Raw genomic sequence first — 23,193 nt, 5'->3', positions numbered from 1 at the left:
GGCAACCAGGCGCGTCGCCATCCCGGGACGCCCGCAAGCGGAGCAGACATCATGTTGAAAACCGCCCCCGATCCGCAGGCGGCCAAGGCCGCCGAAACGGAACACCCCGTCGCCGTCGACCCGCGCAAAGGCACCGAAATCCTGCCGATGGCGGACCACAGCAAGGAGGTCGCCGGCATGCCGCGGCGCGGACGCGCCGTTGCGGAACCCGGCGAACCCGGCATCATCACCCCGGAAGATGACGTGCTGGATACTTCTTACGAAAACCGCAAGAGCTGAGCCGGCGCGATAGCAAGATGATACGCGAGCCGGGCGCGGCCTCCGCAGCGCTCAGGCCGCGTCGGGCTGCGCCTGGAAGCCGCGCGCCAGGATCTCCACGAAAGCTTCGGTCACCGACGACGGCGCGGTCTGTGCGGGGTAAGCCATGCTGACGCGCACCGGCAGGCGCGGCGTGAACGGCCGTATCGCCAAACGGTCTGCGAACACCGCGGCAATGTAGGGATTGACCACGCCCAAGCCGCTGCCGGCGGCAGCCAGCGCGCAGATGGTGGATGAATAGGTGGTCTCGATTTCCGAGGCGGGCTGCGCCCGGTGTTCCTGCATCGCGCCGCGCAGTTGCAGATAGACGTCGTCATCCGCATTGAGCACCAGCAGGCGGCGCCCGTCCAGGTCCATGATGTCGACGGACGGCTGCGCGGCCAGCGGATGGTCCGGCCTCATGACGCAAACCGCCGCGCTTTCATGCAAGACCCGCATTTCCAGCTGCGCGCCGTCCATGGGCGCGGTCGTCACCACCAGGTCGTAGGTGCCGTGCAGCAGCCCTTCCCGCAGATACTGGCTGCCCACGGTCTGCATGTTGATGTGGACCTCTGGATAGCGTCGCGCAAAGGTCTCGATCGCGCCGGGCAGCACGCCCAGCCCCAGCGCGGGGGTGCAGGCCAGCCGCAACACGCCGCTGCCGCTGCGCCGCATCGCGGCGACGCGGTCCTCGATGCGCTCCAGCCCCACGAAATGGCGCTGCACGGTATCGAACAAGTCCTTGGCCTCGCGCGTGGGCCGCAAGCGTCCGCGTTCCATGTCGAACAGCTTCAGGCCGCTGGCCTGCTGCACCTGCGCCAGCAGCCGGCTGACCGAGGGCTGGGTGGTGCGCAGCATCTGCGCCGCGCCGGTAGTGGTGCCGGCCAGCATGACCGCGTGGAAGGCTTCGATCTGGCGGAAATTCAGGGGTCGGCTCATGGCGTGGCAATGTATAGCAAACTTGCATAGCCTATGTTGAAAAAAGAATTTTTTCAAATACCCGCCGACTCCTACACTGGTTTTCCCAAGGGCGCCGCCAGATGCGCCCCCCGCGCTACCCAACCTTCCAGGGGAAACCACATGAACCTCCGCCGCTCCTGGCGCCAACTCCTGCAAACGCTGTGCCTGGGCCTGACGGCAGCCGCCCTGCCGCTGGCCGCGCATGCGCAAGCCAACTATCCCGACCGCCCGGTGCGCATCATCGTGCCCTTCACCGCGGGCGGCAGCTCCGACATCCAGGGGCGCCTGCTGGCCGAACACCTGGGCAAGCTCTACGGCCAATCGGTGGTGGTGGAAAACCGCCCCGGCGCCGGCGGCCACATCGGCGGCAAGTTCGTCGCCGACTCGGGGCCGGACGGCTACACCCTGCTGCTCGGCTCCATCGGCCTGCATGCCACCTACGGGGTCTACAAGAACCTCAACTACCAGCCGGCCCGCGATCTGAAGCTGATCACCATCGTGGCCGAAATGCCGCACGTGGTGGTGGCCAACCCCGCGCTGGAAGCCAACACCCTGGCCGAACTCACCGCGCTGGCAAAGGCCAAGCCGGAAACGCTGCACTTCGGCTCGGCCGGCGTGGGTTCGTCCGTGCACATGGTGGGCGAGCTCTACAAGATGGCCGCACAGGCTCCCATCGTGCACATCCCGTACCGCGGCAGTTCCGCCGCCACCAACGACCTGTTGGGCGGCCAGATCCAGCTGCTGTTCGAGAACGTGCCCACCACCATCGGCTACATCCAGGCCAAGAAGCTGAAGGCGCTGGCCATCACCGGCGCCACGCGCTCGCCGGCCCTGCCCGATGTGCCCACCGCCGCCGAAGCCGGCCTGCCCGGCCTGACGGTGACGTCCTGGACCACGCTGGCCGCCAGCAAGGACGTGCCCGATGCGCTGATCGAAAAGATCAGCGCCGACCTGCGCCGCATCTACGCCGACCCGGCATTCCGTGAAGGCCTGGAGCGCCTGGGCATGACCCCGGTGGGCAACAGCCCCGCCGACGCGCGCGCCTTCGTCGAACGCGAACGCGCCCGCTGGAACAAGGTCATCGAGACCGAACACATCACCGCGGGCTGAACGCCCGGGGCGGCGCCTGCGCCGCCCTTTTTTCTTTCCGATTTCATCCTTGCTCCGCCATCCATGAACCGCATGCTCGCCACGCCCATCGCCTGCCGCCGCCTGGGCGCCACGCCGCACCATCATTTCTTCGGCTACTACAACAAGACCGTCTGGCATCGCGACGGCCGCTATCTGCTGGCCAACCGTACGCCGTTCAAGGACGCGCGGCTCACGCCCGAGCTGAGCGCCGAGGTGGGTTACTTCGACCTGCAGGACGGCGACCGCTACCACGCCGTCGGCAGCACCACGGCCTGGAACTGGCAGATGGGCTGCCAGCTGCAATGGCTGGACGGCGAGGCCGAGCCGCAGATGATCTACAACTGCCGCCGCGACGACGACAGCGGCTTCTATCCGGGCTTGCGCTCCGCGGTCCACAACGTCGCCACCGGCCAGACGCGCCACCTGCCGCTGCCCATCTACGTGGCCGCGCCCAACAGCCGCTATGCGTTGTGCGTGGATTACCGCCGCCTCTACATCACGCACGAGACCATCGGCTACAGCGAACACGCGCCCGGCCCGGTATCCAATGCCCCGGCCGACGACGGCATCCATAGCATGGACCTGCAAAGCGGTGCGCATCGCCTGCTGGTCAGCTACGCCGACCTGCGCAACTTCCATCCGCGCGACTCGATGGAACGCGCCATCCACTGGGTCAGCCACATCGAGATCAATCCGTCGTCCTCGCGCATCCTGTTCCTGCACCGCTGGACCGAACGCGTCAAGGACGAGACCTGCTTCCTGCACCGGCTGATCACCATGAATGCCGACGGCAGCGACATGCGCCTGCTGGAATGCTCCGACCATCCGCTGCCGCAACTGGCCAACGACTTCGATCCCAGCGCGGTCGGTACCTTCGACTACGAGAAATCCGAATACCAGATCTCGCATCCGCTGTGGCGCGACGACCAGACCATCATCGTGTGGGGCCCGCATGACGGCAGCATCCACTACCACCTCTACCGCGACGCGCCCGGCGGCGCGGTTCAGGTCGTGGGCGATGGCGTGCTGACCGAGAACGGCCACATGACCTATTCGCCCGTGAACACGCGCTGGCTGCTCAGCGACACCTATCCGGACTCGACCACGCACGAGCGCATCCTGTTCCTCTACGACATGCAGACCGGCCTGCGCCACTCGCTGGGCAGTTTCTACGCCGATCCCGATCTGTCCAAGGAAAACCGCTGCGACCTGCATCCGCGCTGGAGCCGCGATGGCACCCAGGTCTGCATCGACTCCGTGCATGAAGGCGAGCGGCAGATGTATGTGTTGGACGTCACACCCATCGTCGGCACGCGCGGTTAAGCCGTCATCGACCGCCGCCTTGGCCTTGCGTCGAACCGCAACTCGGCCAGGCGGCGGACTACTCATCCCACCGCAAGGACTTCACACTATCGTCACCCCCTTGTAACGACCGACCTTTAACCTCGCTTTCGTTTTGCTTACAGATAACTGAGCGACTCGTTCGCGACTCTATGAGGTTGGAATGTCCCACTTGACTGATAAATTGCGCGCCCCCTATCGCGAAGCCCAAGGTGAAGTCACCGTCCCCGGGCAGATGTTCGACGAGATCGTCGCCGCGAATCCCCAGCGCCGCACTTTGCTGAAGAACAGCTTCGGCCTGTCAATGTTGTCCGTGTTCGGCGCATCGACCCTGCTGACCGCCTGTGGCGGCAGCGACGATGACGATAACGATGACGCCCCCTCCGGCAACGAACCGGGCGAAGGCGGCTCCAAGCCGACCCCCGGCCCCGACTACTCCGTCACGTTCACCCCGCTGGCCGACAAGATCGTCGCCGACACCGTCACCGTACCCGCGGGCTACGTGGCCGAAGTGCTGTATTCCGCCGGCGACAAGTGCATGATCGGCTCGGTCGGCTACGCCGGCGTGCCGCAGTCCTATCCCGCCACGGAAACCCAATCCGGCGGCCAACACGACGGCATGCACTTCTATGCCCTGCCCGGCGTCGACCCCAACCAGGGCGGCCTGCTGGTGTTGAACCACGAATCACTGGACGACGAGACCCTGGACCAGAGCGTCGAGGGCGTGAAGACCCGCCTGTCCAACGTCGGCGTATCCGTCATCGAAATCGCCCGCGGCGCCAACGGCGCTTGGGCCGTCAAGACCGATTCGCGCTACAACAAGCGCTACACCGGCAACACCGTCTACAACGTCAGCGGCCCGGCCAAGTCGGTGGTCGGCGACACAGTCGTCGGCACGCTGAACAACTGCGCCAGCGGCGACACGCCCTGGGGCACGTACCTGACCTGCGAAGAGACGCTCAACAACTACCACTACAAGACCGGCGACGCCGGCAAGCCGGCCGACCAGGGCTATGGCTGGGTGGTGGAGATCGATCCGCAGAACCCGGACTCGACCGCCGTCAAGCGCACCGCGATGGGCCGCTTCAGCCATGAGAACACGGCCTTCATGCTGGACGAGAACAACCGCGTCGCCTTCTACATGGGCGACGACACCACGCCCGGCTGCATCTACAAGTTCGTGCCCAGCAAACCCTATGACCCGGCCAACCGCGCCGCCAACATGGGCCTGCTGGACGAAGGCACGCTGTACGCCGCGCGCTTCAACGACGACGGCAGCGGCAACTGGGTCGAACTGACGGTAGGCAAGAACAACCTGACCGCCGGCGCCACCGATCCGGGCAACTTCACGCAAGTCGCCAGCGGCACCGTGATCACCGGCAAGCTCGTCAACTTCAACACGCAGGCCGACGTGCTGGTCAACACCGGGGCCGCCGCCCGCGTCGCCGGCGCCACGCTGATGGACCGCCCCGAGTGGATCACGGTGGGCGTGGACAAGACCGTGTACTGCACGCTGACCAACAACGGCAGCCGCAAGCGCACCAGCGCCGCCAACCCGCGCGTCAGCAACTCGCACGGCCACATCATCCGCTGGCACGAGCGCGGCGACTCGCCCCTGGCCACCACCTTCGAGTGGGACCTGCTGCTGCTGGCCGGCCGCGACAAGGCCGACGGCGTGGCCGCCAACCTGACCGGCAACGTCAACGGCGACACTTTCTCCAGTCCCGACGGCATCCGCGTCGACCCCAAGGGCCGCCTGTGGGTCCAGACCGACGCCGGCACCAGCGCCTCGACCACGGACTTCTTCGGCAATAACTCGATGTACTACATCGACCAGAAAACCGGCGAATCCAAGCGCTTCCTGGTCGGCCCGCTGGGCTGCGAGATCACCGGCATCGCCTACACGCCGGACCTGACCACGTTCTTCATCAACATCCAGCACCCGAACCAGGCGTGGAACACCCTGCGCGCCGGCGGCGGCGATGCGCGTTCCGCGACGGTGGTGGTGCGGCGTACTGATGGGAAGCCGGTGGGCGCGTAAGCGTTCCGGTTAAAAACGCCGCCCGGCACGTTGACGCCGGGCGGCGTTTTTTTTATGCCGCGCAAATACAAAAAACCCGCAAGGCTTGGGCGCTTGCGGGTTTTTCGGTGCACGGCATTGCTGTGCGAATCCTGGCGGACAGAGGGGGATTCGAACCCCCGATACGCTTTTGACGTATACACGCTTTCCAGGCGTGCGCCTTCAACCACTCGGCCACCTGTCCTATCTGCGATTTTCGCTGCGGGCAAGCCGCTGCAGAAAATGCGAATCCGCGATTCTAGCAGATTTCGCATAACGCCGACAAGCGCACAAAGAAAAGGGGACGCTGTAAGCGTCCCCTGCCCCCGCTCAGCCGTCAGGAGGCCGACGCGGGCGGGTCCTGTTCCCGATAGGAGCTGACGGTGCCGTCCGGCTCGGTTTCCTCCAGCCGCACCCTGAAGCCCCACAACCGGGCCAGGTGCTTCATCACCTGTTCGGCGTCCTCGCTCGCCAGCGGACGGCCGCGGCTCTTCAGATGACGCAGCACCAGCGATCGATCCGAGTCGCGGTTGAACCTCACCACCTGGATGTCCGGCACCATGTTGTCGCGGTTGTGTTGCGCGGCCAGCAGGCGGCGGATGTCGCGGTAGCCTTCGTCGTCGTGGATGGCGGCGACTTCGAGCTTGGGGTTGGCCTGGTGGTCGGAGATCGCGAAGAAACGGAACTCGCGGATCAGGCGCGGCGACAGGTACTGCGAGATGAAGGACTCGTCCTTGAAGTTGCGCATGGCGAAGTCCAGCGTCTTCAGCCAGTCGCCGCCGGCGATGTCGGGGAACCAGCGCCGGTCCTCGGGCGTGGGCGCTTCGCAGATGCGGCGGATGTCGGACATCATCGCGAAGCCCAGCGCGTACGGGTTGATGCCGCCGTAGCCACGCTCGTCGAAGCCGCGCTGGCTGACCACGTTGGTGTGGCTTTGCAGGAACTCCATCATGAAGCCGTCGTTGACCAGGCCCTTTTCGTGCAGCCGGTTCAGGATGGTGTAGTGCCAGAACGTGGCCCAGCCTTCGTTCATGACCTTGGTCTGGGTCTGCGGATAGAAGTACTGCGCGATCTTGCGGACGATGCGCACCAGCTCCTTCTGCCACGGCGCGAGCTTGGGCGAGTACTTCTCGATGAAATACAGCAGGTTCTCTTCGGGCTCCGGCGGGAACACCGAGGCCTCGACGTGCGTGTCCTTGTCGGCCTCCAGGCGCGGCAGGGTGCGCCAGAGGTCGTTGTACTGCAGCCGGGCGTGCTCCTGGCGTTCGGCCTGGCGCGCGGCCTCTTCCTTGTAGGAAATGGGCGTCGGGCGCTTGTAGCGGTCCACGCCGTGGTGCGAGAGCGCGTGGCAGGAGTCGAGCAAGGCTTCGACCGCATCGATGCCGTAGCGGTCCTCGCAGGACATGACGTACTTGCGCGCGAAGACCAGATAGTCCAGCACGCCGTCGGCGTCGGTCCATTGGCGGAACAGGTAATTGCCCTTGAAGAACGAGTTGTGGCCGTAACAGGCGTGGGCGATCACCAGCGCCTGCATCGTCATGGAGTTCTCTTCCATGAGATAGGAGATGCAAGGGTTGGAGTTGATGACGATCTCGTACGCCAGCCCCTGCATGCCGCGGCGGTAGAACTGCTCGTTGCGGATGAATTCCTTGCCGTACGACCAGTGCGGATAGCCGATGGGCAGACCGGCCGACGCGTAGGCGTCCAGCATCTGTTCCGAGGTGATTACCTCGATCTGGTTCGGGTAGGTGTCCAGTCCATATTCGGCGGCGACCTTGGAGATCGCGTCGTCATAGGACTGGATCAGTTCGAAGGTCCATTCGGAACCCTGGGAGATGGGCCGGGCGCTGCCGGCGGCCTCCGGTTCCACGAGCGCTCCCACGATGGCATTCATGCGGTTTCCTTTTTGAACAGGTCATGGAACACGGGGAAGATCTCGCCGCGTTCGCAGATGCGCCGCATGACGAAATGCGGCTCCAGTTTCTGTTCATATTCCGCCCACAGGCTGCTCTTGCGCGCCTCCTGCGAGTCGGGTACTTCGATGTAGGCAAAGTAGCGCGTGGCCGGCAGCAGGTGCTCGGCCAGGAAGCGCGCGCTCTTGCCCGCGTCGGCGCCGAACGAGTCGCCGTCGCTGGCCTGCGCCGCATACACGTTCCAGGCGGTCGGCGGATAGCGCTTCTCCAGGATCTCGCGCATCAGTTCCAGCGCCGACAGCACGATGGTGCCGCCGCTCTTGGGATCGTAGAAGAAGGTATGTTCGTCGACTTCCTCGGCGTTGTCGGTGTGGCGGATGAAGACCAGGTCCACGTGTTCGTACTTGCGCGACAGGAACAGGTAAAGCAGCGAAAAGAAGCGCTTGGCCAGATCCTTCTTGTTTTCGTCCATGGAGCCCGACACATCCATCAGGCAGAACATGACGGCGCGCGCCATGGGGATGGCCACCGACACCCGGTTGCGGTAGCGCAGGTCCAGGTCATCCAGGAACGGTACGCGGGCCAGGCGTTCGCGGCAGCCTTCGACATCCTGCTCCAGCGCCTTGATCTCGTCGGCGGGAGCGCCTGCTTCGAGCGCCTTGGCCAGGCGCTCCTCGGCATCCTCGAGATCGGCGCGCGCCTTTACACCCAGCGACACGCGCCGCGCCAGCGAGGACTTGAGCGTGCGGCTGATGCTCAGCATGCTGGGCGAACCCGTGGTCGTGTAGCCGGCGCGTTGCCATTTCTTCTGGCTGACCTCGCCCAGCTGCGTGCGCGCCATGTGCGGCAGCTCCAGGTCCTCGAAGAACAGGTTCAGGAATTCGGCCCGCGACAGGCTGAAGGTGAACTGGTCGACCGATTCGCCTTCGCCCGGCTCGGAGCCGCCTTCCCCCTGCCCGCCCTGCGGCCGGTCGAAGGTGTCGCCCTTGGCAAACTCGCGGTTGCCAGGGTGCACGATCTCGCGGTCGCCGCCCTGGCCGTGGTGGAAGGACGGCTCGGAGATGTCGCGGGCGGGCAGGTTGATCTCCCCGCCCTGGTCCATGTCCTGGATGGAGCGGTCACGGATCATCCCGTGTACCGCCTTGCGGATCTGGTTCTTGTAACGCCGGAGAAAACGCTCCCGGTTGACGGCGCTTTTATTGCGCCCGTTAAGACGGCGATCGATGAGTGAATTCATGATTCACCTCGCTCAGGAAGACTTCCTCACACGGAGATACCACTCGCACAGCAGCCTGACCTGCTTTTCCGTGTAGCCCTTTTCGACCATGCGATCGACGAAGCTCTGATGCTTGGATTTGTCCTCGGCCGACGCCTTGGCGTTGAACGAGATCACCGGCAACAGGTCTTCGGTGTTCGAGAACATCTTCTTCTCGATCACTTCGCGCAGCTTTTCATAGCTGGTCCAGGTCGGGTTGCGGCCGTTGTTGTTGGCCCGCGCCCGCAGCACGAAGTTGACGATCTCGTTGCGGAAATCCTTCGGGTTGGCAATGCCAGCCGGCTTCTCGATCTTTTCCAGTTCGTCGTTGAGTGCGCTGCGGTCGAAGCTTTCGCCGGTTTCCGGGTCGCGGAATTCCTCGTCCTGGATCCAGCAGTCGGCAAAGGTCACGTAGCGGTCGAAGATGTTCTGGCCGTATTCCGAGTACGACTCGAGGTAGGCGGTCTGGATTTCCTTGCCGATGAATTCCGCGTAGCGCGGCGCCAGGTAGCCCTTGATGAATTCAAGATAGCGCCGGCGGATTTCCTCGGGGTAGTCCTCGCGGCCGATCCGCTGCTCGAGCACGTACATCAGGTGCACCGGGTTGGCGGCGACTTCTGTCTGGTCGTAGTTGAAGACGCTGGACAGGATTTTGTACGCGAAACGCGTCGACACCCCGGTCATGCCTTCGTCCGTGCCGGCATAGTCCTTGTATTCCTGCAAGGCCTTGGCCTTGGGATCGACGTCCTTCAGGCTTTCGCCGTCGTAGACGCGCAGCTTCGAATAGATGCTGGAATTCTCGGGTTCCTTCAGGCGCGTCAGGACCGAGAACTGCGCCATCATGTCCAGCGTTCCCGGCGCGCACGGCGCCGTCGACAGCGAACTGTGGTGCAGCAGCTTTTCGTAGATGCGGACCTCTTCCGAGACCTGCAGGCAGTAAGGCACCTTGACGATGTAGATACGGTCGAGGAACGCCTCGTTGTGCTTGTTGTTGCGGAAGGTCTGCCATTCCGATTCGTTCGAGTGGGCCAGGATGGCGCCGTTGAACGGGATCGCGGAAAAGCCCTCGGTGCCCTTGAAGTTGCCTTCCTGGGTCGCCGTCAGCAAGGGGTGCAGCATCTTGATCGGGGCCTTGAACATCTCGACGAATTCCAGCAGCCCCTGATTGGCCAGGCACAGCCCGCCGGAGTAGCTGTAGGCATCCGGATCATCCTGCGAGTGGCGATCGAGCATGCGGATGTCGACCTTGCCCACCAGCGACGAAATGTCCTGGTTGTTCTCGTCGCCGGGTTCGGTCTTGGCGATGGCGATCTGGCGCAGCACCGACGGGTTCAGGCGCACGACGCGGAACTTCGAAATGTCGCCGTCGAACTCCTTCAGGCGCTTCACGGCCCAGGGCGACATGATGCCGCTCAGGTAGCGCCGGGGAATGCCGTATTCCTTTTCAAGCGTGTCGCCGAAACGTTCCGGATGGAACAGTCCGAGCGGCGATTCGTTGACCGGCGAGCCCTTCAAGGCGTAGATGGGATAAGCCTCCATCAGCGACTTGAGCCGCTCCGCGATGGACGACTTGCCGCCGCCCACCGGGCCCAGCAGATAAAGGATTTGCTTGCGCTCTTCCAGTCCCTGCGCGGCATGCTTGAAGAACGCGACGATCTGTCCGATCACGTCCTCCATGCCGTAGAACTCCTGGAACGCCGGGTAGCGTCGGATGGTCCGGTTGGAAAACAAACGGGAAAGACGTGGGTCGTTGCGCGTATCCACGATTTCGGGTTCGCCTATGGCCGCCAGCATGCGTTCTGCGGGGCTGGCGTACGCCATGGGATCGCTTTTGGCGAGGTTGAGGTACTCCTCGAGAGAGAGTTCCGATTCCTGCTCTCTTGCATACTGCGACTTGAAGCCTTCGACGATGTTTTGCACGGAAACCTCCTACAACACGCGAAAAATCCAATACGTCCCTACCTGCCCCCATTGTGCCTCAGCGCTCGCGCATTACTAGACAATCTCGCGATAAGCACTGTCGGCCGGATGGTATGTTGCTTTCGCCACACATCAACCAAAGGCATGATCAGGCCCTTTCCAATTAGGCTGCACTCTTCGGATGCAAGTTCCGTCAGGGAATGCAACTTAAGTGAATAAGTTCACTCGTTCGACTTCAGCATATCGCTGTATGCGTGCGTGCATGATGCGTCCGCACATGAAATGCTCAGCAATGATTTGAAGGGAAGAGCGATGTCCCAGGGATTTTTATGATGCGGGTATAAACCCGATGCGCCCGCTGTGCGATGGCAGCGGACGGTCTGAACGGCGCATGGCGTCTTCGTTCAGCAGCGTGCAGGTTCGGTTGTGAAAAGCACCGATGACACCGCACGAGGATCCGTGGTGACGAGGGCGCGTGGCATTGCACGGTGTAGTCCATCAGTGCGTGGCGCCAAGTCATGTGCCTATGCTAAAGCCAATTGACGTTTTTGTGGCAATTCATTTAGCGCAACGCCAAAAATAGTCATGTCACGCGCTTTCAGATTCATGCAATAGACACGCGCCGCAACTGCGCTGACGTGCGCAAACTTGATGACATATCAATGGCGCCAGCGCATCGCGATTGCCTGCCGGCCGCAGATTACCGATGCCTGCGCGATTGGCAGCCGCAAGCGCAGAGTGCTAATACCCCTTGCGGCGGCGATAGAATCACGCATTCGCAACGCGCCGCGCATCTGGCGCGCATGCTTCCACCACCCGTCGTCGTCGCCGCGTCATGCCTTTCCAATCCTGGCCAGCCGCATGAAAGCCCTCGCCAAACGCTGTTGCGCAGCGCTTTGCAGCGTCTCGCTGCTGCTTCTGGCCGCTTGCGGCAAGCAGACGGATCTGCCGGGTGACGCCTATGTCTGGCAACGCGTCTGGACGCCGCCCGTCAGCCAGGCGCTGGCCGAGAGCGCCGACGTGGTGCGGGCATGGCGCGTGCTGGTGGCGGAAATGAACCCGGATGGCAGATGGTTCACTGCTGCGCCCGATCTGGCCGCACTGGCTGCGGCCAGGCGTCCCGTCGTCATGGTTTTCCGCCTGGACGGCCGCGCCGATGCGCTGCCGGCGGCGGACGTGCTTGCGCGGATCAAGGCCGCGCGTCCCGCATGGGAAAGCGCGGGCATCGTCTTGGCCGGCATCGAAATCGATTACGACTGCGCCACCTCCAAATTGCCTGCCTATGCGGCTTTTCTGGAGACCTTGAAGCATGGCCTGGGACCGAACCTGCCTTTGTCGATAACCGCGCTGCCGACCTGGCTTGGCGGGTCCGGGCTCGACGCGCTGCTGCGGATTCCCGATGAAGCCGTGTTGCAGGTCCACGCCGTGCTGAGTCCCGAACAGGGGCTGTTCAATGCCAAGCGCGCAAGCGCCTGGCTGGCGGCTTTCGCGGATCGCACCCGGCGGCCGTGGCGCGTGGCGCTAGCCACCTATGGCAGCCGCGTAAGCTGGAACGACGACGGCAGCATCGCGGCGGTCGAAAGCGAGCGCCCCGCCCTGCTGCCAGGCGGCCTCGCCAGCGAACTGGTGGCCACGCCGGCGGCCATGGCGGCCTTCATCGATGAGATCCACCGCTCCCGTCCGCGCGGATTGGCGGGGATCGTCTGGTTCCGCCTGCCCACCGCGCGCGACGAACGCGCCTGGAGCCTGGCCACCTGGCGCGCCGTGATGACGCGCCAGCCCCTGGCGCCGGCGCTGTCCGTCACGGCGCGCGCGGCCGGCGGCAGCGGCGCGCAGGACCTGATACTTGCCAACAGCGGCAACGCCGACGCGGCCCTACCCTTCGTGATCCGCTGGGAAGGCGCTTGCCGCGCGGCCGACGGCATCAATGGCTACACCCTCGAACATGATTCCGGCGGCGCCTTCCTGCGCCGCTCCCAGAATGGCCTGCTGCATGCAGGCGGCCAACGCAACATAGGCTGGATACGCTGTGAAAACGGGCCCACGAGCTTCCATGTACAACCGTAAATCGCTTGCGGCGCTGCTGCTCCTGATGGGCGGCGGCATCGTCATCGCCTGCGGGCCGGAGTTTCCCGCCCAACTGCTCGACGACCGCGCGGCCACGCTGCGCGCGACGCCGGCCAACGCTTTCGGCTATGAAACCGCGCGCCTGGTGGACGCCAGCGATGCGCTGCGGGCCCGCGAAGCCTATGAATTGCCGGACGGCAGCTACCAGCAGAACGCCTTGCCGGAAGACCGCGATCCCGCGCTCACGCCGGCGCAGCGGGCCAGCGCCCGCGCCATGCGCGCGCAGGCCGACGGCGACCGGGCCTATGCGCTGGGCGCCGATTTGCCGGCAGCGGTACGTCTTTACACCGCAGCCGCGGTTGACACGCATGCCGCCCGCGAAGCGCCGGACACCCACCGCCTGCTGGAGCAGGCGCGCGCCCGCTACCGCGCCATCCTCCAACTGCCGCCGCAGCAAGCGGCGGCGCGCAGCGTCTGGGCCGCCTATATGCTGGCGGAAATCGGGGACGAGGCAGAATCGGCCTCTGAAGACGCCGAGGCGCAGCGGCAGGCCGCGGCGCAAGCCTATGGCCGCGTGCGACAGCTGGCGCGCGACGGCGCGCCGGACCCGCTGGGCTTGGCCGTGGCCAGTTACGGCCAGGAGGCGCGCCTGTTCCTCGCCGGGGCGCAAGGACAATGCAGCTATATGGAGCTGGTCAACGCCGAGCCTTGCATGGACGCCATTCCCGCGGCCTCGCTGAAGCATGCGCTGCGCCTCTATGCCGAACAGGCCGCGCGCGACTCCGCGAGCGGCAATGCGTCGCTGCGCATGCTGGCCGAATGGGCCTTGGAAGATCCGGCGCGCACGCGCCGCCTGATCGACGATCCTGTCGCGCAGCGCCTGTTGGTGGCGTACGCGCTGGCCAGGGTCGGCGACATCGTGGATGGCAGGCCGGACAGCGCCAGCGATCCCTACGCCGCCTACGACACGACGGGCCAGGTGGGGTTGGCCGACGCGGCGCAAGGGCACGACGTTACGCCGAATCCGGCGCTGCAATCGCTGGTTGCGGCATTGGAAAGCCAGGATCTGAAGCAGGTGCCGGATGCCGACCGCGTGGCCGCGCTGGCCTACCGCATCGGCCGCTACGAGCTGGCGCAAACGCTGGCAACGCGGCTGGACACGGCCTTGGCCTGGTGGGTGCGCGCCAAGCTGGCGCTGCGGCAAGGCGACACGGAGGCGGCAGCCCGGGCCTATGCGCAAGCGGCACGCGCGTTTCCGCGCGCCGACGGCAGCCTGGAAGCTGTCGGCGCGGCGCGCCTGCTGGGCGAGCAAGGCGTGTTGACGCTGTCGCGCGGCCAATACGTCGAGGCGCTGGATCAACTGCTGCACGCCACCGTGAAGGACGATCCGGCCAACCCGGCCGAGGGCTTCTGGCTGTCCACCCCGTACTGGAATGATGCGGCCTACGTCGCCGAGCGCGTGCTGACGACCGCCGAACTCAAAGCCTATGTGGACCGGCACGCGCCCGCCACATCGACGCCGGCGGGGTCCGCGCCGCGCGACCCGCAGAATTTCTACGACTGGACAAGACAACACCCCGTCACCGCCTCCGATCGCCTGCGCCTGCTGCTGGCGCGCCGGATGGTGCGCGAAGGTTCGATCGAGCAGGCGCTGCCCTACTTCCCGGCCGATTCGGACGCCCGCTACGCCACACTGGAAAACACCGACGGCAAGTGGGAAGTGCGGCTGCAGGAAACCCGCAGGCTCGCCGCGGAGTATGGCGCGGCCTTGCGCCGTGCCGGCAGCGCCTGGGGCCGCACCGCACGGGCACAAGCCTGGTACGAGGCTTCGCGGCTGGCGCGGCGCGACGGGATGGAAATCATGGGTTTCGAGCAGGAGCCGGATTTCGCAGTCTATGGCGGCAGCACGAGCTATGGCGCGGGGCGCAGCGCGGTCCCAGGCTGGAAGGCGTATGACGGCAATCCCGGCACGCCCGAGACGCCGGCGCTGCGGGCCGCGGCCGCGCTGCCGGGTCCGTTCGTCACCGAAGAGGAACGCCGCCGCTATGCCGCCAGCGAAGCGCAGCCCTACACCCGCTTCCACTACCGCGAGATCGCGGCCAATCACGCGCTGCGCGCGTCCGACGAGCTGCCGCGCCGCTCGCAGGCCTACGCCGCCGTGCTGTGCCAGGGCGCCCGCTACATCATCGACGATTCCCCGGAACTGGCCGCCACGATCTACCGCCGCTATATAGAACACGGCGCACGGGTCCCGTTCAGCGGCTCTTTCGGCCGCGAATGCGCCGCGCCCGATTTCCAGGCGGCTGCCTGGTTCCATTACACGCAGGCTGGAAAATCGTGGGAACGCCTGCGCCGCGACCATCCCGGCCTGCTGCTGGCGGCCGCGTTGCTGGCCCTGGCCGGCGGCGCCGCTGCGATCCTGGCCTGGCGCTACACCGCGGCGCGTACAGGGCGCCGCCGCCCTAAGACAACTCAGGGAGCTCCACGCGCCGCGTAAGCTGATTCCAGGTGTCGGCCACCCGGGCGCGCACGCGCAGATCCGCGCCCACCGGGGCGGTCTCGATGAATTCATAGCGCCTGGCGCCGTCCAGGTGCTCCAGCATGGGCAGGCGGACCATGCCGGCGGCGTCGCCCAGCAGCACCGGCGCCAGGTACAGCAGCAACTCATCCACGCAACCCGCGGCGACCAGCGCGCCGCTCAGGCCTGCGCCGGCTTCCACGTGGACCTCGTTGAACTGTTCCTGGGCCAGCCAGCGCATCATTGCCGGCAGGTCGACCCGGCCGGGCGCCTCGCCCGGCAGCAGCACCACACGGGCGTTCCTGGCCTGCAGGCGCGCGGCCTTGGCGGCATCTACACGGGCCGTGAAGATGATGACCTCGGCGCCATCGAACAGCCGTGCTTCCTCGGGGATTTCAAAACGGCCGTCCACCACGGCCTTGCGCGGCTGGCGAGGTGTGTCCACGCCTCTGACATTGAGCTGCGGATCGTCTTTCAGCACGGTACCCATGCCGGTCAGCACCACGCAGGCGCGGGCGCGCCAGCGGTGTCCGTCGGCGCGGGCCTCGGGCCCGGTGATCCATTGCGAGACGCCGTTATGCAGCGCGCTGCGCCCGTCCAGCGAAGCGGCCATCTTCATCCACACCCACGGCAGGCCGCGGCTCATGCGCGAGATGAAACCCGCATTGATCGCCAGCGCCTCGCCACGGCAGACGCCAGTGGTCACCGCGATGCCGGCATCGCGCAGACGCGCCAGCCCCTGGCCGTTGACCAGCGGATTGGGATCGCCCAGGGCCACCACCACCCGCGCCGGCCTGGCCGCGAGCACGGCGTCCACGCAAGGCGGCGTACGGCCGAAATGGCTGCAGGGTTCCAGGGTGACGTAAAGCGTGGCGCCTTCCACCGATTCGCCGCGCGCCTGGACGTCGCGCAAGGCGCAGACTTCCGCGTGCGGACCGCCCGGCGGCTGCGTGGCGCCTTCACCCAGCACGCGGCCGTCGCGCACGATCACGCAGCCAACCCGGGGGTTGGGCGCGGTGGTGTACATGACGGTCTGCGCCAGCGCCAGGGCGCGCCGCATCCAGAAAATGTCGTCGTTGTCGCTGGGAATCATCATGACCAGGATTGTATGTCCGCCGCCGGGCGGGCAGGCGGTTTGGCAGCGGCTCCACGGGGCATCGGCAACCAATGTCCGTTTTAGGCCGATGGCGGTCTTTCGCCGCGCTCGCCGCCGCACCGGATTGCAGTAAAAATAGCTGCACACCCCTACAATTTGCCCTCCAGGAGCGCGGCTCATGAAACAAGCACTGATCGTCATCGACGTACAAGACTCTTTCCGGCAACGTCCGTTTTGGGATGAAGCCGAGTATCCGGCGTTCGTGGAGCAGATCCAGTCCCTGATCGACGCGGCCCAGGCCCGCGACATTCCGGTGCTGCAGGTATTCCACACCAGCGTATCGAACGACCCTGCCAACCCCTTCTCGATGGCCTCCGGCCACGTCAAGACGCTCAAGGAACTGCGCATCGCCCCCACCGCCGTGTTCCACAAGACCGTGCATTCCTCGCTCTATGCCAAGGACGCGGACGGCGCCAGCCTGCAGGACTGGCTGGTGAAGCACGGCATCGCAGGCATCATCGTCAGCGGCATCCGTACTGAACAGTGCTGCGAAACCACTTCGCGCCATGCCAGCGACGCCGGCTACAAGGTGGTGTTCCCCACCGACGCCACCCTGACCTTCGCCATGCAGAGCCCGTCCGGCCAGCACTACACGCCGGCCGAGATCCGCGACCGGACCGAACTGGTGCTGCAAGGGCGTTTTGCCCGCATCGCGCGCGCGGCCGACGCGCTGGCGGCCTGACACTGGCGGGGGCCGCATGGTTCCGGTGTATTTCGTGCTGACGCGGGGCGTGGTGCTGCTGGACGTGGCAGGCCCCGCGGAGGCCTTCCGCGTGGCCAACAAGCTGGTTCCGGGCGCCTTTGAACAGCATTTCTGCGGCCCGTCCCGGGAGGTCGAAAGCGGCCTGCCCGGCCTGCACCTGGCGCATATCCAGGCCCTGCCGACCAGTCTGCCGCCCGAGGCCCTGGTCATCATTTCAGGCGTGGTGGGCAAACCCACGCGCCTGGACGACCCCGACTCGCGCGCCATCATCGACTGGCTGGCCGTCCGCCATCCCGCGGACGGCTTCACGCTGATGACGGTATGCGCCGGCGCCCTGTTCGCCGCCGCCGCCGGCCTGACGCGGCAGCGCGACTGCACCACCCACCACACCTGCCTGGAACAGCTGGCCAGCATCGACCCGAGCGCGCGGCTGCATGACAACCGCATCTTCGTCGAGGACGGCAAGCTGGTCAGCAGCGCCGGCATCACGGCCGGCATCGACCTGGCGCTGCACATGGTGTCGCGCCATTGCGGGCCGCGCGTGGCCAGCGAAACGGCGCGCGACATGGTGGTCTACCAGCGGCGCGCCGGCACGGATTCCACGCTGTCGCCCTGGCTGGACCATCGCAGCCACATGCATCCGGGCGTGCACCGGGTGCAGGACGCGGTCATCCGCGATCCGGCAGCGCCCTGGTCGGCGCAATCGCTGGCGGACCAGGCGCACACCAGCGCGCGCCATCTGACGCGGCTGTTCCGCGAACACGCGGGCTGCACGCCGATGGACTACCTGTATCAGATACGCGTGGCGCTGGCGCGCGACCTGCTGCGCGATACCCGGCTGGACCTGGAGCGCGTGGCGGAAAAGTCGGGATTCGGCTCGGCGCAGCACATGCGCCGCGTGTGGCGCAAGTTCCAGCCGCTGACGCCCAGCCTGGCGCGTGCGGCTCCCACCATGCAATGACGGCGCCGCAGCGCCGTCATTTTCCAGCATCGGCTGAACCGCAGCCCTGCTAGTCCTTGCGCAGCTTGCCCGGCAACAGCGGCCCCTGCATCTCGCGGATGGCTTCGACGAATTCGCCGATGTCCTCGAAACTCTTGTAGACCGAAGCGAAGCGCACGTACGCGACCTTGTCGAGCTTGCGCAGTTCGTTCATGACGAGCTCGCCGATGTGTTCGCTGGGCACTTCACGCAGTCCGCTGGCCAGCAGCTGTTCTTCGATGCGCGCGACCGCGGCGTCGACATCTTCCGTGCTGACGGGGCGCTTGCGCAGCGCCAGGCTCAGGCTGGCGCGCAGCTTGCCGGGATCGTAGTCGCTGCGGCTGCCGTTGCGCTTGACGATGGAGGGCATGGCCAGCTCCACCCGCTCATAAGTGGTGAAGCGCTTGTCACAGGACAGGCAGCGACGGCGACGGCGTATGGCGTCGCCTTCTTCGGAGACCCGGCTGTCTACGACCTGCGTTTCGGCATTGCCGCAAAATGGACACCGCATGTGTGATCCCTAAAGGCACTGAGGGGGGCAATATTTGAGCATATTGTAACGAGGCGTCCAGCCGCCAGCGCCAATACGGGCTAATCCGCCCCCGTATTTTTTACCAGGACCGCGCCGGCCGCCTGAAAACAAAGGGACGGCGCCTTGCGGGGCCGTCCCTGGTAGACCGCTGCGGCCGGGCCACAGCCCGCCGCAGGGATGCTCGCTTACTTCTTGCCGTAGACCGGCAGGCGCGAGGTCAGTTCGTTGACACGGGCACGCACGGCGGCGATGTTGGCTTCGTCGCGCGGGTTATCCAGCACGTCGGCGATCAGGTTGGCGGTCAGCTCGGCTTCCGCTTCAGTGAAGCCGCGCGTGGTCATGGCCGGCGTGCCCAGGCGGATGCCGCTGGTCACGAAAGGCTTTTCCGGATCGTTCGGGATGGCGTTCTTGTTGACCGTGATGTGGGCCTGGCCCAGCACGGCTTCCGCTTCCTTGCCCGTGATGCCCTTGGAACGCAGGTCCACCAGCATGACGTGGCTTTCGGTGCGGCCGGAAACGATGCGCAAGCCGCGCTTGACCAGCGTGTCGGCCAGCACCTTGGCGTTCTTGACCACTTGCTGCGCGTAGTCCTTGAAGGCGGGCTCCAGCGCTTCCTTGAAAGCCACCGCCTTGCCGGCGATGACGTGCATCAGCGGACCGCCCTGGATGCCGGGGAAGATTGCCGAGTTGATGATCTTCTCGTGCTCGGCCTTCATCATGATGACGCCGCCGCGCGGGCCGCGCAGCGACTTGTGCGTGGTCGAGGTGACGAAGTCGGCATGCGGCACCGGGTTGGGGTAGGCGCCGCCGGCGACCAGGCCGGCGTAGTGGGCGATGTCGACCATGAACAGCGCGCCGTTTTCACGGGCGATGCGGGCCATGCGCTCGAAGTCGATGTGCAGGGCATAGGCGGAGGCGCCAGCCACGATCAGCTTGGGCTTGTGCTCCTTGGCCAGTTGCTCGACCTGGTCATAGTTCAGGACTTCATTTTCGTCCAGACCGTAGGAGATGAAGTTGTACAGCTTGCCCGAAGCGTTGACCGACGCGCCGTGCGTCAGGTGGCCGCCTTCGGCCAGGCTCATGCCCAGCACGGTATCGCCCGGCTTCAGGACGGCCATGTACACGCCCTGGTTGGCTTGCGAACCCGAGTTGGGTTGCACGTTGGCGGCTTCGGCGCCGAAGATCTGCTTCAGGCGGTCGATGGCCAGCTGCTCGACCACGTCCACGTATTCGCAACCGCCGTAGTAGCGCTTGCCCGGGTAGCCTTCGGCGTACTTGTTGGTGAGCTGCGTACCCTGGGCTTCCATGACGGCCGGGCTGGCGTAGTTCTCCGAGGCGATCAGCTCGATGTGCTGTTCCTGGCGGACGTCTTCCTTCTGGATGGCGGCCCAAACGTCCGGGTCAGCCTTGGACAAGGTGAGGTTGCGGTCAAACATGACGGGGGGTTCCTGAGGCGGTAAGAGAGGAGAAAACTGCGCCCGGGTGGGTAAACCCGGAGAATGACGGATAGTTTACCCCGTCGGGCAGGATCAAATGCGCCCAAAATGCAGGGAACCCGGGCAAAATTCCCGGCATGGGCGCGAAAACCACGCCATCCTCCGCGGCCGGAAAAGCCGCCTCAATCCGACTTGAGAAACTTTCATGCAAAGCGCCACGCTCATAACCTACTCATTAGTAGCTGCGGTCAGCGTCGTCAGCCCCGGCCCGGCTACCATGCTGGCCATCCGCAACGGCGCGGCGGGCGGGCTGCGGGCCGTCCTTCCGTCCACCCTGGGCAACGTCACCGGACTGTTCCTGCTGTCGGCCGCCGCCATGCTGGGACTGGGCGTGGTGCTGCAATCGTCCGCCATGCTGTTCACACTGCTCAAGCTGGCTGGCGCGGCGTACCTGCTCTACCTCGGCCTGCGCCACCTGCTGGGCCGCTCGACCATCGCACCGCCCGCTGACGCCTCCGCGCCGGCGCCGCGCAGCGCCGGCCGGCTCTATTCGGAAGCCGCGCTCGTTGCCACGCTGAACCCCAAGCCCATCCTGTTCTTCACGGCGCTGTTCCCCCAGTTTCTTAACGCCGCCGAGCCGTTGCTGCCGCAGTTCTTCATCCTGACGGGCATCTTCACGGGCCTGTCGCTGGTGTCGCTGCTGGCCTACGGCACCTTGGCTCACCGCGCCCGGCGCCTGCTGCGCCAGCCCCGCATCGTCACCTGGATCAACCGCCTGGTCGGCGCCATCTTCATCACTTTTGGATTGGCGCTGCTGCGGCTCAAGCGCGCAATGGGCTGAGGAAATAGAAAAAGGCCGCAGTCGCAAGACTGCGGCCTTTCGGCGGCGCCGCGGATCAGGCCGAGGTGGCGCCGATCTGCTTGGGAGCCAGTTTCGGATTGAGCGTATACGTGCCGGTCAGCGACGCCTGCGCCAGCACATGCTTCTGGATCGCGCGCAGCGCGTCCTCGCCGGTGAAGGAGCCCTGCAGGTTCAGCGTGGGCACATCCAGCGCATACAGGGTGAAGACGTAGCGGTGCGGGATGGCGTCGTTCCAGGGCGGGCACGGACCGTCATAGCCGAAGTAGTCGCCGCTCATGTCGTGGTCGTTGGCGAACCAGGACGAGTACGAGTTGATGCCCTGGCGCGCATCCATCGGCGCCAACGGGCCGCCCTTGCCGCGCGGCGTGATGCCGCTGGAGAAGGTGCCTTCCTCGATGTCGCGCAGATCGGCCGGCAGATCGACCAGCACCCAGTGGAAGAAGTCCACGCGGGGCAGGCTGGCCGGCACCTCGCGGCCTTCCTGGTTGACGTCGTCGGGCTCGGAGGGCACATCGGGGTCATGGCAGATCAAGGCAAACGACTGCGTGCCCGCCGGAACTTCGTCCCAGGAAAACTGCGGGTTGAAGTTGTCTGCCAGCGCGACGTGCGATTGCGCATCGATCCTGCCGAAGGCATAGCGTTCGGGAATCGACTCGTTATCGGAAAAGGACAAACTCGAAAGTTTCATGTCGTGCTCCTTGATGTGCCGCAAAGGCCCCACTGCCCCTGTCTGGTACCCTCAGCGTATCAAAACTTCGCAATCATGGGTTCAAGTTAACACGCGCAAATTTGCGCTTGCCCACCTGAACGACGTAAGTCCCCGCCGGCAATTGCAACGATTTGTCTTCCACGCGATCGCCGTTGACGCGCACGCCGCCCTGCTCCACGTTGCGCTGCGCTTCCGAGCCGGAAGCCACCAGGCCGGCCTCGCGCAGCAGCTTGAGAATGCCCACCGGCGCGCCGCCAATGTTCACTTCGGGAATGTCGTCGGGAATGGCGCCGTCGCGGAACCGGGCTTCGAACGAAGCCAGCGCTTCGTCCGCGGCCTTGGCGGAATGGAAGCGCGCGATGATTTCCTGGGCCAGCATGACCTTGGCGTCGCGCGGATTGCGGCCGCCATCGATCTCCTGCTTGAGCGCGGCGATGTCTTCCAGCGAGCGGAACGACAGCAACTCGAAGTAGCGCCACATCAGCGTGTCGGAAATCGACATGAGCTTGCCGAACATAGAATCGGGCGACTCCGAAATGCCGATGTAGTTGCCCTTGGACTTGGACATCTTCTCTACGCCATCCGTCCCGACCAGCAGCGGCATCGTCAAGATGCACTGCGGCTCCTGGCCATACTCCTTCTGCAGCTCGCGTCCAACCAGCAGGTTGAACTTCTGATCGGTGCCCCCCAGCTCCAGATCGGACTTCAGCGCCACCGAGTCGTAGCCCTGCATCAGCGGATACAGGAATTCATGCACCGAGATCGGGATGCCGCCCTTGAAGCGCTTGGTGAAATCCTCGCGCTCCATCATGCGCGCGACCGTGTAGCGCGACGCGAGCTGGATCATGCCGCGCGCGCCCAGCGGATCGCACCATTCGGAGTTGTAGCGGATCTCGGTGCGGGCCGGATCCAGCACCAGGCTGGCTTGCGCGTAGTAGGTCTTGGCGTTGGCCTCGATCTGCTCGCGCGTGAGCGGCGGGCGGGTGTTGTTGCGGCCGCTGGGATCGCCGATGGTGGAGGTGAAGTCGCCGATCAGGAAGATGACGTTGTGGCCCATGTCCTGCAGCTGGCGCATCTTGTTCAGCACCACCGTGTGGCCCAGGTGGATATCCGGCGCGGTCGGATCCAGCCCCAATTTGATGCGCAGGGGCACGCCCGTGGCGCGGCTCCTGGCAAGCTTGCGGGCGAATTCGGACTCGACCAGCAACTCATCGCAGCCGCGCTTCGCTATACGCAGATCTGCTTCGACTTCGGGGGTAATCGGGGCTTCTGAGGGTGACATGGCAGGGGGACCAACTCGGCTTCAGCCGATAAAAAGGTGTAAAAAGTGACGAAAACTATCGAAAATTCTAGCC

At 65.4% G+C, this 23,193-nt stretch carries 18 protein-coding genes and 1 tRNA gene; 9 read left to right on the top strand and 10 right to left on the bottom strand.

What is annotated here, in order from left to right; all coding sequences use genetic code 11:
- The first annotated feature begins 51 nt into the window (after positions 1–51).
- Positions 52–279 (top strand): hypothetical protein, encoded by a 228-nt coding sequence (locus ACM1PE_RS32625; RefSeq protein ID WP_059372911.1) that lies wholly within the window; start codon positions 52–54, stop codon positions 277–279.
- A 51-nt stretch (positions 280–330) separates the two neighbouring features.
- On the opposite strand, the gene ACM1PE_RS32620 is transcribed toward ACM1PE_RS32625, so the two are convergent.
- Positions 331–1,236 (bottom strand): LysR substrate-binding domain-containing protein, encoded by a 906-nt coding sequence (locus ACM1PE_RS32620; protein WP_419342174.1) that lies wholly within the window; start codon positions 1,234–1,236, stop codon positions 331–333.
- A gap of 141 nt (positions 1,237–1,377) precedes the next feature.
- Here ACM1PE_RS32620 and ACM1PE_RS32615 point away from each other — a divergent pair, with 141 nt between their 5' ends.
- The 3 genes from ACM1PE_RS32615 to ACM1PE_RS32605 all read left to right on the top strand — a co-directional run bounded on the left by ACM1PE_RS32615 (position 1,378) and on the right by ACM1PE_RS32605 (position 5,770).
- Positions 1,378–2,367 carry a Bug family tripartite tricarboxylate transporter substrate binding protein gene (locus tag ACM1PE_RS32615; RefSeq protein WP_059372906.1) on the top strand — a complete coding sequence of 330 codons (990 nt, stop codon included), beginning with the start codon at positions 1,378–1,380 and terminating at the stop codon, positions 2,365–2,367.
- Between the two features lie 63 nt (positions 2,368–2,430).
- Positions 2,431–3,711, top strand: a complete 1,281-nt coding sequence (locus tag ACM1PE_RS32610; protein ID WP_419342172.1) for a hypothetical protein — start codon at positions 2,431–2,433, stop codon at positions 3,709–3,711.
- A 181-nt stretch (positions 3,712–3,892) separates the two neighbouring features.
- A complete protein-coding gene (locus ACM1PE_RS32605) occupies positions 3,893–5,770 on the top strand; it encodes a PhoX family protein (protein WP_059372903.1) in 1,878 nt (625 codons plus the stop codon).
- Between the two features lie 132 nt (positions 5,771–5,902).
- Here ACM1PE_RS32605 and ACM1PE_RS32600 read toward each other — a convergent pair.
- The 4 genes from ACM1PE_RS32600 to ACM1PE_RS32585 form a co-directional block, all read right to left on the bottom strand.
- Positions 5,903–5,993, bottom strand: a tRNA-Ser gene (locus tag ACM1PE_RS32600).
- A gap of 132 nt (positions 5,994–6,125) precedes the next feature.
- A complete protein-coding gene (locus ACM1PE_RS32595) occupies positions 6,126–7,682 on the bottom strand; it encodes a SpoVR family protein (RefSeq protein WP_419342171.1) in 1,557 nt (518 codons plus the stop codon).
- Complete coding sequence (locus ACM1PE_RS32590; protein ID WP_059372901.1) at positions 7,679–8,938, bottom strand: YeaH/YhbH family protein; 1,260 nt, start codon at positions 8,936–8,938, stop codon at positions 7,679–7,681. Before ACM1PE_RS32590 ends, ACM1PE_RS32595 begins: the two co-directional genes overlap by 4 nt.
- A 12-nt stretch (positions 8,939–8,950) precedes the next feature.
- The gene (locus tag ACM1PE_RS32585) at positions 8,951–10,867 is read right to left on the bottom strand and encodes a PrkA family serine protein kinase (protein ID WP_410469191.1); all 1,917 of its coding nucleotides are present in this window, start codon (positions 10,865–10,867) and stop codon (positions 8,951–8,953) included.
- A gap of 870 nt (positions 10,868–11,737) precedes the next feature.
- Between ACM1PE_RS32585 and ACM1PE_RS32580 the strand changes: the two genes are divergently transcribed.
- Together ACM1PE_RS32580 and ACM1PE_RS32575 are read left to right on the top strand one after the other, a co-directional pair.
- A complete protein-coding gene (locus ACM1PE_RS32580) occupies positions 11,738–12,943 on the top strand; it encodes a DUF3142 domain-containing protein (protein WP_419342170.1) in 1,206 nt (401 codons plus the stop codon).
- Entirely contained in the window at positions 12,930–15,440 is a 2,511-nt protein-coding gene (locus ACM1PE_RS32575; RefSeq protein ID WP_419342169.1) for a hypothetical protein, read from the top strand. The genes ACM1PE_RS32580 and ACM1PE_RS32575 overlap by 14 nt, the downstream gene beginning before the upstream one ends.
- Here ACM1PE_RS32575 and ribD read toward each other — a convergent pair.
- Positions 15,406–16,557 (bottom strand): bifunctional diaminohydroxyphosphoribosylaminopyrimidine deaminase/5-amino-6-(5-phosphoribosylamino)uracil reductase RibD, encoded by a 1,152-nt coding sequence (gene ribD / locus ACM1PE_RS32570; protein ID WP_419342168.1) that lies wholly within the window; start codon positions 16,555–16,557, stop codon positions 15,406–15,408. The genes ACM1PE_RS32575 and ribD overlap by 35 nt on opposite strands.
- A gap of 178 nt (positions 16,558–16,735) precedes the next feature.
- Here ribD and ACM1PE_RS32565 point away from each other — a divergent pair, with 178 nt between their 5' ends.
- Together ACM1PE_RS32565 and ACM1PE_RS32560 are read left to right on the top strand one after the other, a co-directional pair.
- The gene (locus ACM1PE_RS32565; RefSeq protein WP_059372894.1) at positions 16,736–17,299 is read left to right on the top strand and encodes an isochorismatase family protein; all 564 of its coding nucleotides are present in this window, start codon (positions 16,736–16,738) and stop codon (positions 17,297–17,299) included.
- A gap of 16 nt (positions 17,300–17,315) precedes the next feature.
- Positions 17,316–18,281 (top strand): GlxA family transcriptional regulator, encoded by a 966-nt coding sequence (locus ACM1PE_RS32560; protein ID WP_419342167.1) that lies wholly within the window; start codon positions 17,316–17,318, stop codon positions 18,279–18,281.
- 49 nt (positions 18,282–18,330) lie between these two features.
- On the opposite strand, the gene nrdR is transcribed toward ACM1PE_RS32560, so the two are convergent.
- On the bottom strand, positions 18,331–18,810 hold the full coding sequence (gene nrdR / locus ACM1PE_RS32555) for a transcriptional regulator NrdR (protein WP_013391422.1): 480 nt from the start codon (positions 18,808–18,810) through the stop codon (positions 18,331–18,333).
- A gap of 206 nt (positions 18,811–19,016) precedes the next feature.
- A complete protein-coding gene (gene glyA, locus ACM1PE_RS32550) occupies positions 19,017–20,267 on the bottom strand; it encodes a serine hydroxymethyltransferase (protein WP_059372890.1) in 1,251 nt (416 codons plus the stop codon).
- A gap of 205 nt (positions 20,268–20,472) precedes the next feature.
- On the opposite strand from glyA, the gene ACM1PE_RS32545 reads away from it, so the two are divergent.
- Positions 20,473–21,108, top strand: a complete 636-nt coding sequence (locus ACM1PE_RS32545; protein WP_280015912.1) for a LysE family translocator — start codon at positions 20,473–20,475, stop codon at positions 21,106–21,108.
- Positions 21,109–21,163: 55 nt separating this feature from the next.
- On the opposite strand, the gene ACM1PE_RS32540 is transcribed toward ACM1PE_RS32545, so the two are convergent.
- Both ACM1PE_RS32540 and tyrS read right to left on the bottom strand, forming a co-directional pair.
- Positions 21,164–21,817, bottom strand: coding sequence for a YbhB/YbcL family Raf kinase inhibitor-like protein (locus ACM1PE_RS32540; protein WP_059372885.1), 654 nt, complete (start codon positions 21,815–21,817; stop codon positions 21,164–21,166).
- A 73-nt stretch (positions 21,818–21,890) separates the two neighbouring features.
- Complete coding sequence (gene tyrS, locus ACM1PE_RS32535) at positions 21,891–23,120, bottom strand: tyrosine--tRNA ligase (RefSeq protein ID WP_059372882.1); 1,230 nt, start codon at positions 23,118–23,120, stop codon at positions 21,891–21,893.
- Positions 23,121–23,193 lie beyond the last annotated feature (73 nt).

This window comes from Achromobacter sp. PD1, assembly GCF_048541815.1.
In the GTDB taxonomy this organism is placed as follows: Bacteria; Pseudomonadota; Gammaproteobacteria; order Burkholderiales; family Burkholderiaceae_B; genus Achromobacter; species Achromobacter bronchisepticus_A.
Note: the sequence above shows the minus strand (reverse complement) of the source record. Positions and strands in the feature narration are given on the sequence as shown.